The organism is Microcoleus sp. FACHB-68, from assembly GCF_014695715.1.
Lineage (GTDB): Bacteria > Cyanobacteriota > Cyanobacteriia > Cyanobacteriales > Oscillatoriaceae > FACHB-68.
This window is the reverse complement of the sequence record NZ_JACJOT010000006.1, coordinates 227,823-248,487: the sequence shown is the minus strand read 5'-3', so window position 1 is coordinate 248,487 and position 20,665 is coordinate 227,823. Positions and strand designations below refer to the sequence as shown.

15 protein-coding genes are annotated in these 20,665 nt (G+C 45.3%); 12 read left to right on the top strand and 3 right to left on the bottom strand.

The features are described 5' to 3' along the window. Positions 1–174: 174 nt before the first annotated feature. Complete coding sequence (locus H6F73_RS26370) at positions 175–7,026, top strand: CHAT domain-containing protein (RefSeq protein WP_190757828.1); 6,852 nt, start codon at positions 175–177, stop codon at positions 7,024–7,026. A 436-nt stretch (positions 7,027–7,462) separates the two neighbouring features. Further along, entirely contained in the window at positions 7,463–9,187 is a 1,725-nt protein-coding gene (locus H6F73_RS05685; RefSeq protein ID WP_190757827.1) for a SpoIID/LytB domain-containing protein, read from the top strand. Between the two features lie 328 nt (positions 9,188–9,515). Here the strand turns inward: H6F73_RS05685 and H6F73_RS05680 are convergent, their stop codons facing one another. Continuing rightward, a complete protein-coding gene (locus tag H6F73_RS05680) occupies positions 9,516–9,815 on the bottom strand; it encodes a ferredoxin (RefSeq protein ID WP_190757826.1) in 300 nt (99 codons plus the stop codon). A 337-nt stretch (positions 9,816–10,152) separates the two neighbouring features. Between H6F73_RS05680 and H6F73_RS05675 the strand changes: the two genes are divergently transcribed. Together H6F73_RS05675 and H6F73_RS05670 are read left to right on the top strand one after the other, a co-directional pair. Next, positions 10,153–11,166 (top strand): Gfo/Idh/MocA family oxidoreductase, encoded by a 1,014-nt coding sequence (locus H6F73_RS05675; RefSeq protein WP_190757825.1) that lies wholly within the window; start codon positions 10,153–10,155, stop codon positions 11,164–11,166. Positions 11,167–11,413: 247 nt separating this feature from the next. Continuing rightward, positions 11,414–11,974: a hypothetical protein gene (locus tag H6F73_RS05670; RefSeq protein WP_190757824.1), complete on the top strand. Its 561-nt coding sequence runs from the start codon at positions 11,414–11,416 to the stop codon at positions 11,972–11,974. A gap of 111 nt (positions 11,975–12,085) precedes the next feature. Here the strand turns inward: H6F73_RS05670 and H6F73_RS05665 are convergent, their stop codons facing one another. After that, complete coding sequence (locus H6F73_RS05665; RefSeq protein ID WP_190758324.1) at positions 12,086–13,393, bottom strand: pentapeptide repeat-containing protein; 1,308 nt, start codon at positions 13,391–13,393, stop codon at positions 12,086–12,088. A 262-nt stretch (positions 13,394–13,655) separates the two neighbouring features. Here H6F73_RS05665 and H6F73_RS05660 point away from each other — a divergent pair, with 262 nt between their 5' ends. The 4 genes from H6F73_RS05660 (at position 13,656) to H6F73_RS05645 (ending at position 16,533) form a co-directional block, all read left to right on the top strand. Next, positions 13,656–13,808, top strand: coding sequence for a hypothetical protein (locus tag H6F73_RS05660; protein WP_190757823.1), 153 nt, complete (start codon positions 13,656–13,658; stop codon positions 13,806–13,808). 162 nt (positions 13,809–13,970) lie between these two features. Then, the gene (locus H6F73_RS26230) at positions 13,971–14,201 is read left to right on the top strand and encodes a hypothetical protein (protein WP_206754739.1); all 231 of its coding nucleotides are present in this window, start codon (positions 13,971–13,973) and stop codon (positions 14,199–14,201) included. Positions 14,202–14,491: 290 nt separating this feature from the next. Next, positions 14,492–15,682: a patatin-like phospholipase family protein gene (locus H6F73_RS05650; protein ID WP_190757821.1), complete on the top strand. Its 1,191-nt coding sequence runs from the start codon at positions 14,492–14,494 to the stop codon at positions 15,680–15,682. A 32-nt stretch (positions 15,683–15,714) separates the two neighbouring features. Then, positions 15,715–16,533, top strand: a complete 819-nt coding sequence (locus H6F73_RS05645) for an SAM-dependent chlorinase/fluorinase (RefSeq protein ID WP_190757820.1) — start codon at positions 15,715–15,717, stop codon at positions 16,531–16,533. A 179-nt stretch (positions 16,534–16,712) separates the two neighbouring features. Here H6F73_RS05645 and H6F73_RS05640 read toward each other — a convergent pair whose 3' ends face one another. Next, on the bottom strand, positions 16,713–17,384 hold the full coding sequence (locus H6F73_RS05640; RefSeq protein ID WP_190757819.1) for a hypothetical protein: 672 nt from the start codon (positions 17,382–17,384) through the stop codon (positions 16,713–16,715). Between the two features lie 80 nt (positions 17,385–17,464). Here H6F73_RS05640 and H6F73_RS05635 point away from each other — a divergent pair, with 80 nt between their 5' ends. From H6F73_RS05635 to dprA, 4 genes are all read left to right on the top strand, one after another. Further along, a complete protein-coding gene (locus tag H6F73_RS05635; protein ID WP_190757818.1) occupies positions 17,465–18,124 on the top strand; it encodes a DUF2301 domain-containing membrane protein in 660 nt (219 codons plus the stop codon). A gap of 108 nt (positions 18,125–18,232) precedes the next feature. Further along, positions 18,233–18,796: an ElyC/SanA/YdcF family protein gene (locus H6F73_RS05630; protein ID WP_190757817.1), complete on the top strand. Its 564-nt coding sequence runs from the start codon at positions 18,233–18,235 to the stop codon at positions 18,794–18,796. Positions 18,797–18,843: 47 nt separating this feature from the next. Next, a complete protein-coding gene (locus tag H6F73_RS05625) occupies positions 18,844–19,383 on the top strand; it encodes a GNAT family protein (RefSeq protein ID WP_190757816.1) in 540 nt (179 codons plus the stop codon). Between the two features lie 16 nt (positions 19,384–19,399). Continuing rightward, positions 19,400–20,536 (top strand): DNA-processing protein DprA, encoded by a 1,137-nt coding sequence (gene dprA / locus H6F73_RS05620; RefSeq protein ID WP_190757815.1) that lies wholly within the window; start codon positions 19,400–19,402, stop codon positions 20,534–20,536. Positions 20,537–20,665: the final 129 nt, after the last annotated feature.

Genomic DNA, 20,665 nt, shown 5'->3' with positions numbered 1-20,665 from the left:
TTGCAAAAATACTGAACACCCAAAGTTGAAAGTCTATGTTACACTCATTAGCCAAAATTTAGACTTTTGGCAGTTCTTCTTAACTGAATTGTGCGGGTGATATTTACTTAAAGATTAGCCCCAGCAAGCTTGTTACCCTTAGCAAATGATTGAAGCTATTTGAGGAAAAGTCTGATGAATTCAGCCATAAAATCTCTTAACCCGTTAGCTCTCGGTTTATTTATAGCATTTTACTCCTTTGTGCCGGCATCCTCACAACCGATCCAATCGGCAAACGATGGCACCGGCACAGTCGTCACCCCCAATGGCAACCGCCTTGAAATCAATGGGGGACAACGTTCTGGTGATGGAGCAAATTTATTTCACAGTTTTGAGAAATTTGGATTAGATGCCGGTCAAATCGCCAACTTTAACTCGAATCCTGAAATTCTCAATATTTTAGGCAGAGTTGTCGGAGGTGATGCCTCTTTTATTAACGGATTAATTCAAGTAACGGGGGGAAATTCTAACTTATTTTTGATGAACCCAGCCGGCATCATATTTGGCCCGAGTGCCAGCTTAAATGTCCCCGCATCCTTCAGTGCTACAACCGCGACAAATATCGAATTTGGTTCTAATAGATTCAATGCCATCGGGACAAATAACTACCCACTTCTCATCGGTTCTCCTACTGCGTTTAACTTTTCAACGCTGCAACCAGGCGCAGTCATTAATTCAGGAAATCTTAGCGTTAATCAAGGACAAAATTTAACATTAATGGGGGGAACCGTCGTCAATACCGGCCAACTTTCTGCGCCGGGAGGTGAGATTGTTCTAACCGCCGTGCCGGGGGAACATCGGGTGCGCCTTAGTCAAACCGGCATGGTGTTAAATTTAGAAATTCAACCCGCCACAACCTCGGAAGGAAGCTGGACATTCCCCATTGCTAATTTGCCAACGTTGTTAACAGGTTATGGCGGCAGTCATGCCACAGGATTAACAGTTAATTCTGATGGCACTGTTCAACTGACGGGTTCAGGTTTGCAGGTAGAAAATGGCGATGTTGTAGTGGCGCGTTGGCCGAATTCACAAGTATCTGCTCAAAATGCTACTTTATCGGCTCACAACAACCTAACTTTAATTGAAAGTCAATTGCAGACAGCCGAAAACTTGACACTGCAAGCAGAAAATACAGTACGCATTCGAGATAGTCCTGCAAATCCTTTTGTTGCCAAAGCTGGAAACAATCTGTTGATTGAAGGAAGAGAAAGTATTGATATTTTGGCACTTAACCACCCTAACCATCCTTTAACAAGCGGGGGGAATTTAAGTTTTGTTAGTAATGGCGTAGTTTCGATAGATACTCATTCTAAAGTCGGCGGCAGTTTTTCGATTCGTGACTTTTTAGGCAATCCTAATCATTTTAGAAGTCTTTTAGGTCCAGTTATTTTTTCTGAGGGGGATGTCACGTTTGGAGATTATATCGGCCCTTCTTTATGGATTGAAGCGAAACGCAGTATCTCAACAGGCAATATTACAATTAATGGCATTGCTCCACAGATTTCTAGTGAACCGCTGCTAGTGTTAAAAGCTGGTCAGACTACTTTATCAAATTCGGCGACCCTAACGCCTGGTAACTCCCAAACAGAAGCAGGAACTATTTTTAACTCCTCCACAAGCGATGTCTTAGACGGAAAAATTGAAGTTGGCAAGATTGTTATTGATGCCGATAGTATTGGTGGACTGGTATTTTTAGAGGCATTAGATAATATTCAAACAGCCGGCATAACTTCTAATGGAGGAGGAATTTTTCTTTATAGTAAAGAAGGCCAAATTACAACCACCGGCACACTAGACTCAACGGTTGCCGGTGGTGATAGCGGAGAGATAACGCTTTGGGGACAAACCGGCATCACAACCGGCTCACTGAATGCTTCTAGTAGCGACGGCAATGGCGGAAAAATAACGGTATTCAGCCAAAGTGGAACCATTGACACCCGTGCCGGCACAGTCGATACTTCGTCTGTGAGCGGAGATGGCGGGGATATTGTCATGTATGTGTCTGATTTGACGTCGGCATCCGCAGCAACGCCAACGCCGGCACCTACACCCACACCTGCGCCGACATCAACACTGGCACCCGCACCTGCACCGTCACCCACACCTACCGCAACACTAGGATTCACTCCTGGATTGATTTCTGGAATTACTCCTGGATTGACGCCACTTTTACCTGAACCCAACCTGACACCAATACCGGCACCAACGCTGCCACCAATGCCGGCACCCATGACAGCACCGAGCATTATTACTGCCAGCCTGAATACCTCTAGTATCAATGGGAGTGGTGGCGAGGTGACGCTTTATGCTGGGGGTGGTATTGATGCCGGCAGTATTACGACAGCCGGTGTAACGGGCGGTAATCTTAGTTTGAGGAGCACAGAAAACGCGGTAGACACCCGTCGCGGCACCTTTAATACTTCAGGAATTATTAATAGCGGCACGATTAATATACAAGTTAAAACTGATCTGATAACCGGAAACTTAAATACCTCTAGTTTAACAGGTAACGGAGCTAAAATACAGCTTTACAGCTCAATCGGTAATATTGATTCTCGCACTGGTACAGTGAACACTTCCTCCGTGAGTGGTAATGCAGGAGAGATATTCTTTAATGCGGTTAGCGGTGGCATAACAATTGCTGATTTAAATGCGACCAGTGTCAATGGAAACAACGGCAAAATCGGCCTTTTTGCAACTCATAACATTAACCTAGGAAATAATGGAGTTGCTCCTCGTGTTGCCGGTGGAGAAATTGTTGGAGTCAGTAAACAGGGTGAAATAAATACTAGCGCCGGCACTCTTGACTCAACATCCAGCACTAGCAGCAGTCATCCAATTAGCTTGGTTGCGAATTCTGACCTCACCCCCGGGAATATTATCTCCAACGGTGGAAATATTAACTTAGTTATAATGCAGAATGACGGGACATCATCAACCACTGGAAATATTGATACACGAGCAGGAACTTTAAATTCAAGTTCTGAGACTGCACCCGGAGGAAATGTAACCCTTCTTATTAGAGGTAAATTTAATTCACCTTCTTACATTAAAGGGGGAGACATTTTCACGGGTGATATTATTTCTGGAGGCGGCGATATTTTTCTTATGAGCCTTTGGCCTCCAAACTCTGGCAGCGGTATATCTATTACAGGCGGCGACATAAATACCACAGGTGGAACGATTAACTCAGCTTCTAACTTTGGGTTAAGCGAAAATATTACTCTCGTCGGAGATAGCACTACTGTTGGAAACATTATATCAAATACCAATAATATCGATATCATTAACTTTCTAGGGGGAGAAGTAGATAATCCTAGTCTTATGGAAAAAGGTATTGTTTTTAGAGGAATGCTAAACTCAATTTATAAGCATGCGATGATAGTTTTTTCTAAATTTTTTGAACCATCTACTAAAGGCAATTTTGCCATAACAGCCCCTGAAGCGGGCAGTCTTATAGCAATTTCTGCACCACAAATTACTCAACCAGACTCGCCTATTTATATTTCTATTCAAGAATCCCGAACAACTAACTCAGGAACGAATGGTGCCGACTCAACTAATTCTGGTAGCACTAATTCTGGAACAACCAACTTAGGAACGAATAGTGCTGGCTCACCCAATTCTGGAAATAATACCGGAACTAATAATTCTGGAACGAATAGTGCCGACTCGACCAATTCTGGAAATAATACCGGAACTAATAATTCTGGAACGAATAGTGCCGACTTGACTAATTCTGGAACAACCAACTCAGAAACAAATAGTGCCGACTCGACTAATTCTGGTAGCACTAATTCCGGAACAACTAGCTCAGGAACTAACGGTGCCGGCTCACCCCATTCTGGAAATAATACCGGAACAACTAGCTCAGGAACTAACAGTGCCGGCTCACCCAATTCTGGAAATAATACCGGAACCAATAATGCCGGTGCTTCTAAAAACGGAACAGTTAAGCCAGAAGTGATTAACCCTGTAACAGTTAACTCAGGAATTATTAAACCCGAAAATCCTCAGCAATCGCTTAATTCAGGAAACATAAAGCCGGCTGTTTCGGTTTCTGAGCCTCCTAAACCTGTAGTAAATAACTTAGGAGAGAGCAATTCACAGAATGTGCAGCCGATTGTGTCCACTTCATCTAATAGGCCCTTCATTACTCCCCAAAAATCAGAAGTTAATTCGGTTAACATTAAGCCTGACCATACACAAAGCATAGTCTCAAAACCAGTTATTAATACCCCTAGAAACCAACAAGGAGTTTCTAACACCGTTACTACGAACTCTGTCAATGTTAGACCTGTACATTCCAACTCAGGAGCTTCTACCGAAGTTACTACGAATCCTGTCAGTGTTGAACCTGTAAATTCTAATTTAGGAGCTTCTAGCCCCCAATTAAATAATTCTGTAACTTCTAACTTGGGCAATTCCATAAATCCAAAAAATAATCCTAACACTGCTAATCTTGGAACAACCAATCTTGAAAGTTTGAATACACCAAGTGGGACTCAACTCAAGATTTCCTCATCTCAGCTAATCAATCCGGCAAATCAGCAAGGCATTGTTAGAACCGAAACAAATCATTCTCCAGTCAATGAAAATGCACCACGTTTGACAATCTTGGCGCAAGAAGCAGGAACTTGTCTTAAGCAAGAGCAGTTACTGGGAGAAGTCCAAGGAGTGGCTCTAAAGCGCACGCCAGACAACTATAACCAAGCTATCGCCTGCTACGAAAAAAACTTAGAACTCGCCCGTCAATTGCGAGATCGTTCTACCGAAAAGTATGTGCTGTACAATCTTGGGGTTGCTTCCTACGCCTTGGGAAATTACACTCAAGCAATTGATTATCATCGGCAGCAACTAGCCTTAACACAATCTCTCCAAGATTCTCTAGGGGAAGGGCAAGCCTTAAATGGTTTGGGAGCCGTTTTCGGGGCAATTGGAGATTATGAAAAAGCAATTACTTACTATCAACAAACTTTAAAACTCGCTGCGTCGAATAACGCGTTTGAATTACAAGGAAAAATTTTAAGAAATCTAGGACTTGCTTACTACGCCCAGAAAAATTATCCGCAAGCGATTGAGTATCAAAAACAAAGTCTAGCACTCACTCAACAGATCAAAGACCAGCCAGGAGAATTACGCGCCCTGAGCAATTTAGGGCGAATGTACTACACTCTTACAGATTATACCAAAGCCATAAAATACCAAAAGCAAAGTTTAGGGCTTGCTCAGGCAATACAAGATAGAAGTGGCGAAGCGTTGGCATTAGAAAATCTAGGAATCGCTTATTATGCAATTGAAAATTTTGATCAAGCAATTTCCCATCATCAGCAGAGTTTAGCGATTGTTAGAAGCTTAGGGGAGCGCCATGCAGAAGCCCGTGTTTTAACGAATTTAGGGGATGCTCTCAATCAAGCAAAGCGACCTCAAGAAGCGATTAAAAATCTCATTGCTGCTGTCGAAATTTGGGAATATTTACGCCAAGATTTAGGCAGCGATGACCTCAGCAAAGTCCTGATTTTTGAAACTCAAGAAACTACCTACAGCACCTTGCAAGAAATTTTGGTGGACAACAATCAAATTAATAGCGCTCTCGAAATGACAGAAAGGGGACGGGCGCGGGCTTTTGTAGAATTACTGGCGAAGAGTTTGTCTTCTCAATCTATAGAACCTGAATTCGCTCAGGCGAATATAAAGGAAATTCAGCAGATTGCCCGATCTCAAAATACTACGTTGGTTTCCTACTCAATTATGAAGCAGGTTGTGGGTACGCAAGGAACTCGGCAAGTACAAGAGTCAGAACTTTATATTTGGGTGGTTAAACCTAGCGGTGAAGTTGCTTTTCGCCGGCAGGATCTTCAATCTTTAAATCTTACCCTCAATGAACTGGTTCCTGAAAGTAGAATTTCTCTAGGAGTTCGGAGTCGGGGTGAAGGTGAAACCCTCACATTTTTACCGGGTGATTTTGTTAAGCTCAAAGATGATGCACCCGACTGGGAACCGTGGCAAGTTGTCGGAATTAGTGAAGCCACTCAAAGCCTGGAATTAACTCAATCTTCTTTTGCAGAAGGTGTGACAATTTCTCGTCCTATTGCTGATGTCATCTCAAAAGTCGAATCGGTTCGGGGGTCTCATCCTCGATTACAAAAACTGCATCAAATTCTCATTGAACCCATTGCAGATTTATTGCCGGCAAACCCAGAAGATCACGTCGTGTTTATTCCTCACGGCGAATTGTTTTTAGTGCCATTTGCTGCATTGCAAGATAGTGAAGGCAACTATTTAATTGAGAAACACACGATTCTAACAGCGCCGGCAATTCAAGTTCTTGACTTAACCAACAAACAAAAACAGCAACTGCCAACCCAAACTCAACCTCAAGCATTAGTGGTTGGAAATCCTAAAATGCCGGTTGTGTCAACCACACCAGGACAGCCGGCGCAACCATTAGCGCCACTTCCCAATGCTGAAATAGAAGCTTTAGAAATTGCTCGATTATTACAAACAACTGCTTTAACCGGCTCTATTCCCACCAAAGCACTGGTTGTAGAAAAAATGCAGCAAAGTCAAATTATCCATTTCGCCACGCATGGATTACTTGATGAGGCACAAGGCTTAGAAAGTGCGATCGCTTTAGCACCTGATAGCAAAGATAATGGGTTGCTAACAGCTAGTGAAATTCTTAACTTAAAATTAAAAGCCGAATTAATTGTTCTCAGTGCCTGTAATACGGGACGAGGCAGAATTACGGGGGATGGAGTTATTGGCTTATCTCGTGCCTTAATTAGTGCCGGCATTCCCAGCGCTGTCGTCTCCTTGTGGACAGTGCCGGATGCGCCTACAGCATTTTTAATGCAGGAATTTTATCAGCAATTGCAGCAAAATGGAGACAAAGCAAAGGCGTTGCGAAGTGCAATGTTAAAGACAATCCAACAACACCCTAATCCTAGAGATTGGGCAGCTTTCATATTAATTGGTCAGCCTTAATTTCCTTAACGACAGCTTAGGGTGCATTAGTGTGATAGATTGATTAAACTCGCATACTTTATTTGGCGCTGCCCTTATTGGCCGGCAGCGGGTCTTGAGATAAGCGAGATCCCAAGCGATGCTTTTTCAAAACTGATAAAATTACTACACTTTTAAAATTATTTCTATTTTTTATAGAAAAGTAGCACAGCATACCACCGGCATCTAGAGCGAAGTCGGCCTGAATTTTAGCAAACTCATAACCATAACATTTAAATCAATCGCTCGGTGCCACTTCAACTAAAAATCTTCCGGCAAAGCAGAGAAATGTAACAGTATATTTTAATTACAGCTTAATCTAACCAATGAATGGTTAAAAAATAGTAATTATTAAACTAAATAAAAACTTTAATAAAAAAAATTATAATATGTTCAGCCCACGATTGGGAGACAGCTCATGCAGCAACACAGTGACACCTTGAAGCAGATGGGTTTGCCCAACCAACCCCAGCATCAACCCAGGAAAAAGGCGCTCGTGCAAAAGCAAAAGAGAAAATGCTTTTTCTTGCCTTTTTACCTATTATCTTTTACCTTATCCTCACTCACCGGCAGCGCAGTATGGGCGCAGAGTTCCCAAGACATAGAGCTTCAAGTCGGGGTAGTACAGCGATTTGGGGAAAAACCAAGCGACCGGCTGACCCTGAAAGCAAAGCCTGGGGATCGCCTAACCTTGCGTTTTAACCAAGATGGCTTGCCCCAAATTCTCGAAGCGACAGAACTCAAGCTAGAAATTCAGATGCAACCCCTGCCGCAGCCGGTGGTAGAGGAGCGAGTTGTACTCGGCAGCTACCGTAGCTTTGAAAGCGCGGAAGACACTGCTAATACGTGGCGAGCCAAAGGACTGGAGGTAGAAATTGGCCAACCGGACGAATGGCAGGTGTGGGCCAAACGCGGTGCCTACAGCAGCCCCTTAATCCGCCGGTTTCTCCTAGAAAGCCTGCAAGCGAAAGGCCACAACAGCGCCTATCTTGAGACAAAAATATTACAGCAGACACCCCAAGCCAGTTGGGTGGTTAATGGCACCCGCTATAGCCAGTCTCAGCTAGACATCAGCGCCGGCACCGGCTTAATTCAAGTCGAGAAAGGGAAAGCGGAAAAAACAGAACGTCTGTACGGAGGCAGTCTGCGGCTGCAGCCTAATGCCTATGGCACTTACACACTCGTCAACCAAGTGCCCCTCGAAATCTATCTGCGAGGCGTCGTGCCTCATGAAATTGGCGAAGAAGCCCCCTATCCGGCAATTGAAGCCCAAACGATTCTGGCGCGAACGTATGTACTGCGGAACTTGCGCCGGTTTGCCATTGATAACTATCAGATGTGCGCCAATACCCAATGCCAGGTTTACCAAGGACTGGGCGACACTTGGCCCGATGCTGATCGCGCGATCGCAGCCACCACTGGGCAAGTGCTGGTTTACCAAAACGAGTTAATTGATGCCCTTTATTCCTCAACCAGCGGCGGTGTCACGGCTCCTTTCAACGATATGTGGGATGGCCCAGAACGACCTTATTTGCTGCCGGTGCTAGATTCGGTGGGCAACGTTTGGGACTTGTCGAGTCAAAGTTTAGCTTCCGAAGACAACTTCCGGCGCTTTGTCAATATTGAGAAAGGATTTAACGAGGAAGGCGACTTGTTTCGGTGGCGAGAGGAAAGCAGTCTCGACAAGATGAACAAAGACTTGAGGCGCTATCTGCAAGACGGCAACTCTCCCTTGGTTAACTTCCAAACAATTCAGGAGTTGCGGGTGCTGCAGCGATCCAGTGCCGGTCGTGTTCTCAAAATGGCCGTGAGCACTGACGCGGGTGTGATTGAGCTGGAAAAAGACGAGATTCTCAATGCGTTTTACGCGCCTTTAAGCACTCTCTTCTATGTGGAACCAATCTATCAAGAGAATACGAAAATACTTAAGGGCTATGCCTTTATTGGAGGGGGTTTTGGGCATGGGGTTGGCATGAGTCAAACCGGCTCCCATAAGCTGGCCAAGTTGGGATGGTCGAGCGATCGCATTCTTAGCTTTTACTATCCTGGCACCCAGATTCAGCTGATCAACGAGTCTATTATTTTGTGGCAAGACCCGTTGAAAGAAAAGAGTGAAGAGAAATTGACATTGCGCGTGAACTAGGGCCACTTTACTCCAGAAGCCGATTTCTGGGTTCTCAGGGAGGGGGGTGAGCCGGCAACTTGCCCTTTTTTTATTTTCCCCAGACTAAACTTGTGACAAACGTCGTGATTATCTGGGCCGAAAACAAATCAGGGACGCCCTAACGACGCCCCCTGATGGTTAAGTTTCTACGAAGTTCAATCAGCCGCTAAACTAACGATTCCATCAGTTTAGAGAAAGAGAGTGTTAAGAACCGGGCTTAACTTCCTGCCTGATAAGGCTTGAATTAACAACTGAGGGATGAGTTGAACTTCGCATCCAACTCTGGGCCGAGGCATCGAAGACTGAGTTAGTACAGTTCTTCTTCTTGGTGAGTTAGGATCGTGCAGTCAGAAGAGGGGTATGCCACGCAAGTTAAGACATAACCGGCTTCAATTTGATCGTCATCCAAGAAGGATTGGTCAGACTGGTCTACGGTGCCTGAGGTGATCTTACCGGCACAGGTGGAGCAAGCTCCGGCGCGGCAAGAATAAGGCAGGTCAATCCCTTGTTCCTCAGCAGCATCCAAAATGTACTCGTCGTCGGGCACTTCAATTGTTGTGTTTAGCCCTTCCGCTTCGTTGATCAATGTGACTTTGAAAGTTGCCATGCAGCGTTCCTCTCTAGAAATCGACTTAGGGTGATAAGTTTCCTTTATGCAAAAGCTACTTCTGTATTAACCCGTAGCTTTGCGTATAGGTTCAGCCTGTTTCTGATATTACGGGAAAAAATCAAGCTTGGAACACTTATTGACCAAGTAGTCTCAATAAAATTTATTATAAATTTTTCTAATTTCATCTTGATTGCTTATACCTAGGAATATATGTACGGCATTGTGTCTCTGTTAGCGGCCATTAAAACTAAGGTAGTATCAACAACGTCAATGATTTCCCAATCGTAGAGTCTCGCTGGTGACACAACCGTTTAACACAAGCACACAAACGCCTATGACACCTTTATATACCGACGTGCGGCTGCCGGTGAGGGTCGGTTTGGTGGGAACCGGCTATGCAGCAAAGCTAAGAGCGCAAACCCTGCAAGGCGAGGCGCGGGCGCATCTTGTGGCAGTTGCCGGCCACACCCCAGAGACGACAGAGGCGTTCAGTCAAACCTACGGCGCTCAAGCGGTGATTTCTTGGCGTCAGCTGGTGGAACGCGAGGATCTGGATTTGGTGATCATTTCCAACATTAGTCGAGATCATGACTTGATTGCCCGTGCAGCGCTGAGTGCCGGTAAGCACGTTGTCGTAGAATATCCGATTTCCCTCGATCCGGTTGAGGCAGAAAAATTAATTGCTTTAGCGGCTCAACAAAACAAACTTTTGCACGTCGAGCATATTGAACTGCTTGGGGGCGTACATCAGGCGCTGGTAGAATCCTTACCGGCAGTGGGTCAAGCTTTCTATGCCCGCTATGTCACCATCAGTCCCCAGCAGCCGGCCCCCCGCAAGTGGACGTATCAACGGGATCTATTTGGTTTTCCCTTAAGCAGTGCCCTGTCGCGGCTGCACCGGCTCACGGATTTATTTGGCCAAGTGGCGACGGTTAGCTGTCAGAGCCGGTTTTGGGACGCCCCACCCCCGGCATCGGAAGCCGGTTTTTTCACAGCCTGTTTGTGCGCTGCTTCGTTGCGCTTTACCAATGGCGTTGTCGCGGAAGTCGTTTATGGCAAAGGGGAAACCTTCTGGCAGGCAGAACGGACGTTAGAAGTTCACGGAGATCAGGGCACACTGATCTTTAATGGTCAAGAGGGACGCCTGGTGCGTGGAGAGGAAACCACCCCCATAGAAGTGGGCAGCCGGCGGGGACTGTTTGCCAAAGACACCGCAATGGTATTAGATCACCTGAGCGAGGGAACACCTCTTTATGTGACGCCGGCAGCCAGCGCCTACACCCTTAAAGTTGCTGATGCCGCTCGTCGATCTGCGGAAACAGGCCAAACGATTACCCTTAGCAATTAGCGAGTGAATCGTCAATTCTGAGTTGCCTTCTTCAATGTGCCGGTGACTTCGATAAAATAGGCATTTACCACAGTAAAAACCTAGTTCCTTAACTAAACTTAAATCGAAAATTTTTGAGATTCTGTTATGATTGAAACATTTATAATTTTTGTCATCAAATGAAATAAAAATTGCTTTCGATTATTTACCAATTGTTACCAAATTTTGAATTTACTAAAGACTTTTTTTCTTAACACAGGAGGCTCTGATGGCTACAACGCTGGAACAGATTGCTGTTTATCTTGATGAAAGAGGTTGGCAATATGAGCTAGATGAAAAAAATACTCGGATTATTACTGGAGTTTATGCTGACCACATAGAGAATTTTTTAATCGTGATCCAGCTCGATGAGGATGGAGAATTTTTTAAACTCTTCGCCCCCCAAGTGCTGTCTGGTATTCAAGACCATCCTCACAAAGATGCAATTTTGCAAACCATGCTGTGCATCTCGTGGGAAACAAAAATGTTGCAATGGGAGTACGATCCATCGGATGGAGAAATTCGGGCAATCATTGAATTTCCCCTAGAGGATTCCCAGTTAACAGAAAGGCAATTTAATCGCTGTTTAAGTGGCTTAATTCAAATTGTTGATGATGTGGCAATGCCGCGTTTGAAACAGGTGATGGAAACCGGCCACGATCCGGGTGATGAAGATATGGGCGAAAGATTGTTGCTCACCCTACAAGAAGAAGCGCCTGGGCTGCTAGATGTCTTAGAAAAAGCAATGGAAGCCCGGAAGAAACGGGGAACCTTTCCGAGTGAGAACTGAGAGGGCATGGGGCATGGGGCATGGGGCATGGGGCATGGGGGATTGGGCATGGGGGAAGAAATTTTTAAGCCTTCGCCGATGTTAGGTTGATTTATATTGCCTGATTCTTAATCACCGGCCTAACTTATTGGGGATGCCCTCACAACCGCCTGGAATCGTGGCTCTAGTTTTCTCTCCGCCCCAGGCGCAGCAGTAGTAGCGTTGTGCGTCGTCTAGTCGCTCAACGCCGGTGAAGTCTGCATTTTCAATAACAGCGCCAGTGTGGAGACCTGTTTTGTAGTCGGGATATTCGGTACGACTGCGGGGGGAGGCGTTTTCTGCTTTGCCATAAAATAGCCGCGCACCTTTGATATCAGCATAGGAAAGATTCGCTTCGTACAAAATGCTGCGGGCGAGGTTGGCTTTGACTAGGTCACACCGGCTTAGGTTGGCCCTGATAATATTCGCTTCGCTCAATTCTGTCCAGCGCAGATCAGTGCCGGATAAGTCTGCCCCAGCGAGCATCACGCCGAGATCGATCACACGGACACCATAGGAACGATCTTCCTCATAGCCGCCCTCACCGTTCAAAATAGGCCGGCCTAAATGACGATCGCGTTTTAAAGGCGTCAGCAACCTCGACTGAGACAAAAACCGCAGAACTTTAGCTTTACCGGCAGCATCCACACTCGCAAGAATAGCGGCAGTGCGTCCTTCAGAAAATGCTCGCTCTTGGGGCCAATCTTCCAGCAATCCCTCGTCATCCAAAGCTAAATCGGAAATGCCCTGGAAGTAGGCATCAATTGTCTGCTGCTGGGTAAGGATATTTTGCTGACTGGTGAGGCGGTTTTGTTCGAGGGTGAGATCACGAGAAATTACATACTGTTGCCAAGCGATATAGACGGCTAAAATCGCAATGAAAATTTGTCCCAATGCGCCGAACCATTCTGCCAGCGATCCAACGGCATCCCACTGAATTTGCTTGGCCCATTTTGTGAGGCGCAGATAGAAGCCCAAATATTTTAGTAAGCCCAGCGTAGCAGCCAGGAATCCCAACGCTGCAAAAAATTGCCCGCGTAAGGGTGCCGGCAATAAGTCATCGAATACCTCGCCCGCAAACGGCCAAATAATCAGCAGTGATAGCAACAGAGATATAATCCCGCCCGATACCCCCAACCAGGGGTTATTGATAACCAAGCCCAAAACCATGAGGGCGAGTGAAGCCAGGAGGATCACACTCGGATTGGCCTTCCAAATCCGATTCGTTGGCTGTGCGGTTTGATGAATTGGAGATTTTGCCGGCACGATCATTTCAGGGATGCCGGTGGTGACAACTGCACCGTCTTTACCGGCAACTTTGCCGTCGGCACCATTGAGACTTTCCAGCGTTACATTTGATTGAGGTTGGGTGGGTTTGGAAGAATCGGGTTCGGGTGTCATCGGTTTTGATATGGGCGTTCGCGCATTTGGGCTGAACTGCTGCCCTATGATAGCGGGTTTGGCGGCGGGAAGTGGTGCCACACGCCAGAAGCAAAGCGCTCACCTTTGCACTTCAAACATCTTAACGAACCAAGCTGGTGAGCGATCAAGATGCCACTCCACTCAGTTTGTCTGCCCGGATTCAAGAAATTTTAGGGATGCCAGCGCGTGTGCGCTTAAATCTAAAATCAAATTTGGGTGTTTAAGTCGGAGAAAACTGCTAATGTCAAACCCCATATTTCTACCGCCGAAAAAGATTACAAGAGGAACGCTGCTGGCACCCGATGGCACTTTAATGCCGGCAAGCTTAAAAGAGAATGCCGGCTGGCTGGTGAAACTCAAACCTGCGATTGCCGGCAGCAGGGCAAAGCTTTGAACATATCAGTGAAGGTATTGACTATTTCTCGGTTTGGGGGAAATTATTAACCAAGCTCGCAACACAGGTATAATTTCCGTCCGCCTCTATGGCAATCTGATCCCGCCTGGGAAAGAACTAAGAAAGAAATATCAGCCGTTTAGGTTGGCAGTTGAGGGATTTTTGTCGGGAAATTTTACTGGCCAGTTTTGGGAGTTTGATTTGTGCCGTGAAGGAGATAAGCTGGTGCTGAAGGATGCGGCTTTTGTGGCTCAGATTGTGTTAGATATTCAGGTAAAAGAAGGGAAGAAAAAACAATCGAGCAAAAGTCAGGGGAAAAAACAACCGGATAAAATGCAGCCGGTTGCCAAACCGCCGCTCAATTTGGTCTTAAAACAGAATAAAAGCGGCTAAGCTTGTTTTCGGTGGATCATTGCCGCGCTTCCCCGGTAAACCGGCTTTTTTGGCAGAATCAGAGCGGTCTTTTGGCTAGAAAAGTTTGGGGGGTTTTCATGCGCCAAAGCACGCGCTATAACTGTACATAACGCTGGTTCGGGGTGTCGGGAAATTATTTAAAGCCAAGACTGCGTTTTGATTAGCGTAGCTTGTGCGTAAGGGTTTAAAGACTTTTACTGCGACTTTCCCAACCCGATAGCATACAGAGGCATCTGGCAAGACTTAATTTTGTTAGCAAAAAGAGGAATATGCCTTTCAAATTCAAAGTTTTGTCGATTGACGGCGGGGGCATTCGAGGCATCATGCCGGCACTCATTTTAGCAGAGATTGAGAAACGCACAGGAAAGCGAATTTCACAGCTCTTTGATTTAGTTGCCGGCACATCAACGGGAGGAATTTTAGCGTTGGGTGTTACTAAACCCAATCCAGCCAATCCTGCGGAAGCTCAATATCAAGCAGAGGACTTAATTCGCCTCTATAAACATGAAGGAAAGCGAATTTTTCCCAAGCCTCGCTCTAGACTGGCCGAAATGGCAAAATTCCAGTCACTTGTGTTAAAAAATTTTTGGTCTTCGCCAATTGTTAATTTCAAAAACCTATTCCGGCCAAAATTTTCGTCTGGTGGCAGAGAATCGGTTTTAACAGAATTTTTAGGAGATATCCCCATCGAAGAAGCGGTAACAGAAGTTTTTGTTACCAGTTACGATACTGAACTGCGAATGCCTATTTTCTTTACAAGTAACCGGCATAACGAAAAAAGAGCCGATTACTTCCGGAAGATATGCGAAGGATTTACAATGAAACAAGCCGCGATGGCAACATCTGCTGCCCCAACATACTTCGAGCCTTACAAAGTTGATACCCTTCATCCCACTCGCTGCGGCTTTTATTCCTTAGTTGATGGGGGAGTTTTTGCCAATAATCCGACCGCAATGGCAATCATAGAAGCGATTGTTTTTTACAGAGAAAAGTACAAAACTAGATTGTTTGTTGATGACATTTTAGTAGTTTCTCTGGGAACAGGAGCACTGACACGACAATTTTATTTTGAGCAAGCAAAAGATTGGGGACTAATTAAATGGGTGCGTCCAGTCATTAATATGGCACTTGATGGTCAAAGTGAATGTGTGGACTGTCAGTTAGAACAATTACTGCCAAATCCGGAAGCTCGGGCGAAACAGTATTATCGTTTTCAAGCTCCATTAAATAACGTTCAAGACGATTTTGATGATGCGAGTGATGGTAATATTAAAAGACTAGAAGAACTGGCACAGCTAATTATTGAACAGAGAAATGGAGATTTAGATGAGCTATGCCGGCAGCTACTTCTGGATCGTCCTAAAGTCAGTGAAGCACCGAAAGCACTTGATTTCAATACCAACGAAGATCGCACCTACTCTTTATCCAAGAATATTGAGATGATTTGGGAGCGAAAATAAACCCGGATAAATAATAGGGTTAACCATTCAAAATGCCTGAAAGTAAAATTATTACCCTTCTCACCGATTTTGGTTTGAGCGATGTTTATGTGGGAGTGATGAAAGGGGTGATCGCTCAAATTAACCCGACGCTGCCGGTGGTGGATCTAACCCATCAAATACCCCCGCAAAATATCGCCGCCGGCAGGTTTTGTCTAATGAATGCTGTGCCTTATTTTCCCGCCGGCAGCATTCATGTTGCAGTCGTTGATCCAGGCGTTGGAAGTCAGCGGCGAGCGATTGCGGTAGAATTTCCTGGGGGTTTCTTAGTAGGACCCGATAATGGGTTATTCAGTGGGGTGCTGAGTCAAAATTCTGCAATTGCAGCGGTAGAACTGACTAACCCTAAATATTGGCGTACACCGGCACCTAGCAGCACGTTTCATGGACGGGATATTTTTGCGCCGGCAGGTGCTCATCTCGCCACCGGCATCCCTTTAACAAATCTCGGCAAAACCATAGATCCAAAAACTCTCGTTGAGCTTTCTCTTCCTGCCTGTGTTCCCACTGAAACTGAGGTTGCCGGCACTGTTCAATACATTGATCATTTTGGCAATTTAGCAACTAATATTCCCGGCAGTTATGTTGAGAAACAAGATTGGGTTGCGGTTGCCGGCAGCCTTACAATACCGAGTGGTCAAACTTATAGTGACACGCCACCTGGAACCCTTTTAGCTTTAATTGGCAGTCATGGTTGGGTAGAAATTGCTGTCAGCGGTGGTAGTGCTGATTCTGTCTTACAAAAACAACTCAATCAGTCAGATTTGTTGGGAGTGCCGGTGCGTGTTGTCAAGACAAATTCTGAAGTTTGATATTAATAAATATTTTAAGTATTGAAATGGGAATTTTATTTAACCGCAAATGATAGCGCAGCGTGCCGGCAGATGGAGATAAATGCAGATAAGCGGGAAAATAGCACGTTTTTGTAAAGATCCCAGTTAAGATCAAGTTTCTTTACAGAAAATTTTCTGTTTTTATGGGCTGCCGGTTTTTAGCGATAATTAACAAACCAAATGATATAATCATCCAGAAGTTGATAATTTACAGAGCCTTCTTCCGTTACTTCCAGGTATGACAGGGGGAGTGTGAATTTTTTACGATCTGTTGTGCGCTGAACGTCTACCAAAAGACCATCTGCTTCATTAATATAGCCGTTGAATTTAAGAAACTTAAAGGTATCTGTGTAGGACGGATTGGTTTTCTTTAACCTTTCATATTCTTTTTTATTACCGTCCCCAATCACATACTGTTCTTCCCACTCAAAGTCTTCGCTTCCTGTAAGATGGCACGGAAGCTCAATATTTTTCTTGAGATACTCCATATAAAGAAGCAAGTTTTTTTCATTAACTTCTAAGTTTTTATTTTTAAAAATTAGCTCTATTCTTTTTTCAAATTCTTCTATTTTATTAAACTCTCCATTCTCTTCATCGATTAACTCTTTGTCAAAAATAACTTCAAATTCCCCATTACTCAGCACTTTAATCAGCTTAACCTTTTCGGCTATTTCAGGAAAGTTACCTAAAAAATCAGGGAAAATATTTTCGGCTCTCTTCGTTCTTTCTGAAACTTTGCAAACAACAGTTTCATCAATTTCAATAACGTTCTGCTCGTCTGATGGAGGGGTAAGCCGGCTGCGATTTTTGCTCTTATCAGATTTAGACATTTCTTTTTACCCGACGCAGGTTTATAAATAAAGTGTAGCCTGAGAGCAGTCCCTTTGCAGTTGATAGATAAGAACAAACCATGACACAACTGACGGAATCTGAACCAGAAGTCTATCAAGGCCAGTTTGGCCAGTTTACCATTACTCAAAGCGACCGCACCGGCGTTCTCATCTACCGCACCGGCTTGATGGTGGCAGCACTCTGTTTTGCCGCCGGCAGCCTGCTGGTATTACTTTTGGGCAACTCGCCAGCAACCCTAAACGCCCTGACACCCCTCTACGCCTGCTTCTCTCTCGCCCTCGGCGTCAGCTTAGTCACCATTCATATCTACCTCGCCAGTTTACACCGGCTTCTGCAAATATTTTGGCTGATTGGTAGTGTTACAGCCGGCTTTTTCGCCGTGCAAAACAGCGAAGCGCTAGCTTTAACAATTTACAACCATCCCGTCACCTTACTGGGTGCCGGTTTCACCTTTGCCGCACTAACCGGAATTTACTTTAAAGAAGCCTTTTGTTTTAACCGTTTTGAAACCAAACTGCTAACACCCTTAGTGCCGGTGTTACTGCTGGGGCATCTTGCTGGAGTATTGCCGGTGCCGGTGGAGAAAACTTTATTAGCCGGTTGGGCAATTTTATTCTTAGTCTTCGCACTTCGCAAAGCCTTTCAAGCAATTCCCCCCGACATCGGCGATAAAAGCGTCTTTGATTATTTGCATCAACAACGCTCAGTAGAGGCTTGATTTTCACTCAGTTCACACAAATCAAAATCGCCCATCTCTAGCCAACAATATTAAATTTTGAGGGCTTTGGGATGGGAAATTACCTGGCTCAGGACGATCAGTATACTCGTGTTGACAATTAATCATCTCCATCCCTTTCTTGCCCTCAATTCTCCGGTTGCTGCTGATATCTTAGTTGTCGAAGGATGGCTGCCAGATTATGCCATCAAAGCCTCTATCGATGAATTTAAAACGGGAGGTTATCGTAAACTTATCACAACCGGCGGCCCTTTATCCAAAGGCTACTATCTGGCAGAATACAAAACCTTTGCCGAAATTGCAGCCGCAACTTTAATCGCCCTCAACTTTGAGCCAGATAATTTAATTGCAGTTCCGGCACCGGCAGCCATCAAGCATCGAACCCAAGCATCTGCGGTTGCCCTGCGCCAATGGCTATCCACTTCCGATTTAGAAGTCAAAGCAATTAATTTATACACATTTGGCCCTCACGCCCGCCGCAGTTGGCTAATTTTTAAACAAGTCCTCGCGCCTGAAATTCGCGTTGGAGTCATTGCCGCCCAACCCCTCGATTATGATGCTAACAATTGGTGGCAATCTAGCACTGGAGTTAGGTCAACAATCTCTGAAAGTATTGCTTATGCTTATGCACGTTTTATCGATTGGAAAGCGTAAAATTTTAACAAGCCAATCTAACTAAATGACAGTTTAACCGGCATTCTATGATAAAAATTGAATTGCAACCGTTTGAGCGCGATGATTTCGCCCGATTAATAGGTTGGATCACCTCTGCGGATCTAATCCAGCAATGGGCACCTTCAACTTTCACTTATCCATTAGATGACAATCAACTGGAAAAATATATTCAAACGTCCCAGGGAGAGAAACCTACTAAAAAAATATTTAAAGCGGTAGATACTCATACCTTCGCAGTCGTGGGTCACATCGAACTTGATAGAATTGATCTGCAAAATAGGTCTGGCACAGTTTCCAGAGTTTTAGTGGGTGAAGCTTCCCTACGAGGACAAGGAATTGGAACTCAAATGGTGAAAAAACTTTTGCAATTCGGATTTGAAGAATTAAAGCTGCACCGCATTTCTATTGGAGTGTTTGATTTTAACATAGCAGGAGTTTCTTGTTACGAAAAAGTCGGGTTTGTGAAAGAAGGATATTTTCGAGATGCTTATAAAGCCGGTGATAAATATTGGAGCTATTACGTGATGAGCATTCTCGAATCCGAGTGGAAATCGTCAGACGTTTAATCAAGATGGGGGATGAGTGGAAGAACGCGCATACTGGCTAGCCTGGTCAAAAGTTGCCGGTGTGGGTCCTGTGTTTCTCAGACGCCTGCAACAGCACTTTGGCACCCTGGCAACCGCTTGGGAAGCCACACCGGCAGCGTTGGGACAAGTGGAAGGATTTGGACGAAATACGGTTGAACGCGTCGTGCAAGGGCGAGCGCAAATCCAGCCAGACAAATTGCTACAACAGCACCAACAACAAAATCCCTGTTTCTGGACGCCGGCAGATCCCGACTATCCCCGCCTGCTGCTAGAAACGCCCAACCCGCCGCCGGTTCTGTACTGCCGGGGACAATTTGACCTCCAAGAGAATCTCGGACAAACACCGATGGTGGCGATTGTGGGCACCCGCGAACCGTCTGAATATGGCAAACGCTGGACGCGCAAAATCAGTACGGCTTTGGCAAAAAGTGGCTTTACGATTGTTTCTGGACTGGCAGCCGGCATCGATACAGAAGCGCATCAAGGCTGTTTGGATGCCGGTGGGCGCACTCTGGCGATTTTGGGCACCGGCGTTGATATCGTCTATCCGCCGCGTAACCGGCTTCTGTACGAGGCAATTCTGAAGCAGGGAGCGGTTTTAAGTGAGTATCCAGCCGGAATCGGGCCAGATCGTGCCCACTTTCCCCAGCGCAATCGAATTATTGCCGGTTTGAGTCGGGCAGTGCTGGTGATGGAAGCGCCAACGAAATCGGGTGCTTTAATTACCGCACACTTGGCAAACGACTTTTGTCGTGATGTTTATGTACTGCCGGGATCGCTCGATAATCCTAACTCGCTAGGTTGTTTGGGGTTGTTGAGTAAGGGCGCACAAGTGATTTTAAATGAAGGTCATCTATTAGAAATGCTGGGCGCGATGCCACCGATAGATGCCACTACAGAAGCAGTACATCCTGTATCTGGACAATTGTCGTTATTTGAGCAAGTGCCGATGCCGCAGTTGGAACCAGAACTCGCTAAAGTCTTGCAAGTTGTGCCGGCGGAACCAACATCATTAGATTTAATTGTGCAAGAAGCGGGCTTAGCGGCTGGATCGGTTTCTAGTGCTTTATTGCAACTAGAATTGTTGGGCTTGGTAACTCAATTACCGGGGATGCGATATCAGCGTTCTTAGGTTAGCGAGTGTCTCCTTTGGTAGGCAGTTTCCCCCAAAAGTTGTAATGCAATCTGTCAATCGTTAAGTTTTTATAACAATTCGGGTTTCGTCAAATCTGCCGGCAGAAGGATGAGCAAAGTTGGGCAA

What these genes read in the sequence shown, in the direction of transcription:
- H6F73_RS26370 (WP_190757828.1), top strand. Translation starts at nt 175, where the DNA reads ATGAATTCAGCCATAAAATCTCTTAACCCGTTAGCTCTCGGTTTATTT.
- H6F73_RS05685 (WP_190757827.1), top strand. Translation starts at nt 7,463, where the DNA reads ATGCAGCAACACAGTGACACCTTGAAGCAGATGGGTTTGCCCAACCAA.
- H6F73_RS05680 (WP_190757826.1), bottom strand. Translation starts at nt 9,815, where the DNA reads ATGGCAACTTTCAAAGTCACATTGATCAACGAAGCGGAAGGGCTAAAC.
- H6F73_RS05675 (WP_190757825.1), top strand. Translation starts at nt 10,153, where the DNA reads ATGACACCTTTATATACCGACGTGCGGCTGCCGGTGAGGGTCGGTTTG.
- H6F73_RS05670 (WP_190757824.1), top strand. Translation starts at nt 11,414, where the DNA reads ATGGCTACAACGCTGGAACAGATTGCTGTTTATCTTGATGAAAGAGGT.
- H6F73_RS05665 (WP_190758324.1), bottom strand. Translation starts at nt 13,393, where the DNA reads ATGACACCCGAACCCGATTCTTCCAAACCCACCCAACCTCAATCAAAT.
- H6F73_RS05660 (WP_190757823.1), top strand. Translation starts at nt 13,656, where the DNA reads ATGTCAAACCCCATATTTCTACCGCCGAAAAAGATTACAAGAGGAACG.
- H6F73_RS05650 (WP_190757821.1), top strand. Translation starts at nt 14,492, where the DNA reads ATGCCTTTCAAATTCAAAGTTTTGTCGATTGACGGCGGGGGCATTCGA.
- H6F73_RS05645 (WP_190757820.1), top strand. Translation starts at nt 15,715, where the DNA reads ATGCCTGAAAGTAAAATTATTACCCTTCTCACCGATTTTGGTTTGAGC.
- H6F73_RS05640 (WP_190757819.1), bottom strand. Translation starts at nt 17,384, where the DNA reads ATGTCTAAATCTGATAAGAGCAAAAATCGCAGCCGGCTTACCCCTCCA.
- H6F73_RS05635 (WP_190757818.1), top strand. Translation starts at nt 17,465, where the DNA reads ATGACACAACTGACGGAATCTGAACCAGAAGTCTATCAAGGCCAGTTT.
- H6F73_RS05625 (WP_190757816.1), top strand. Translation starts at nt 18,844, where the DNA reads ATGATAAAAATTGAATTGCAACCGTTTGAGCGCGATGATTTCGCCCGA.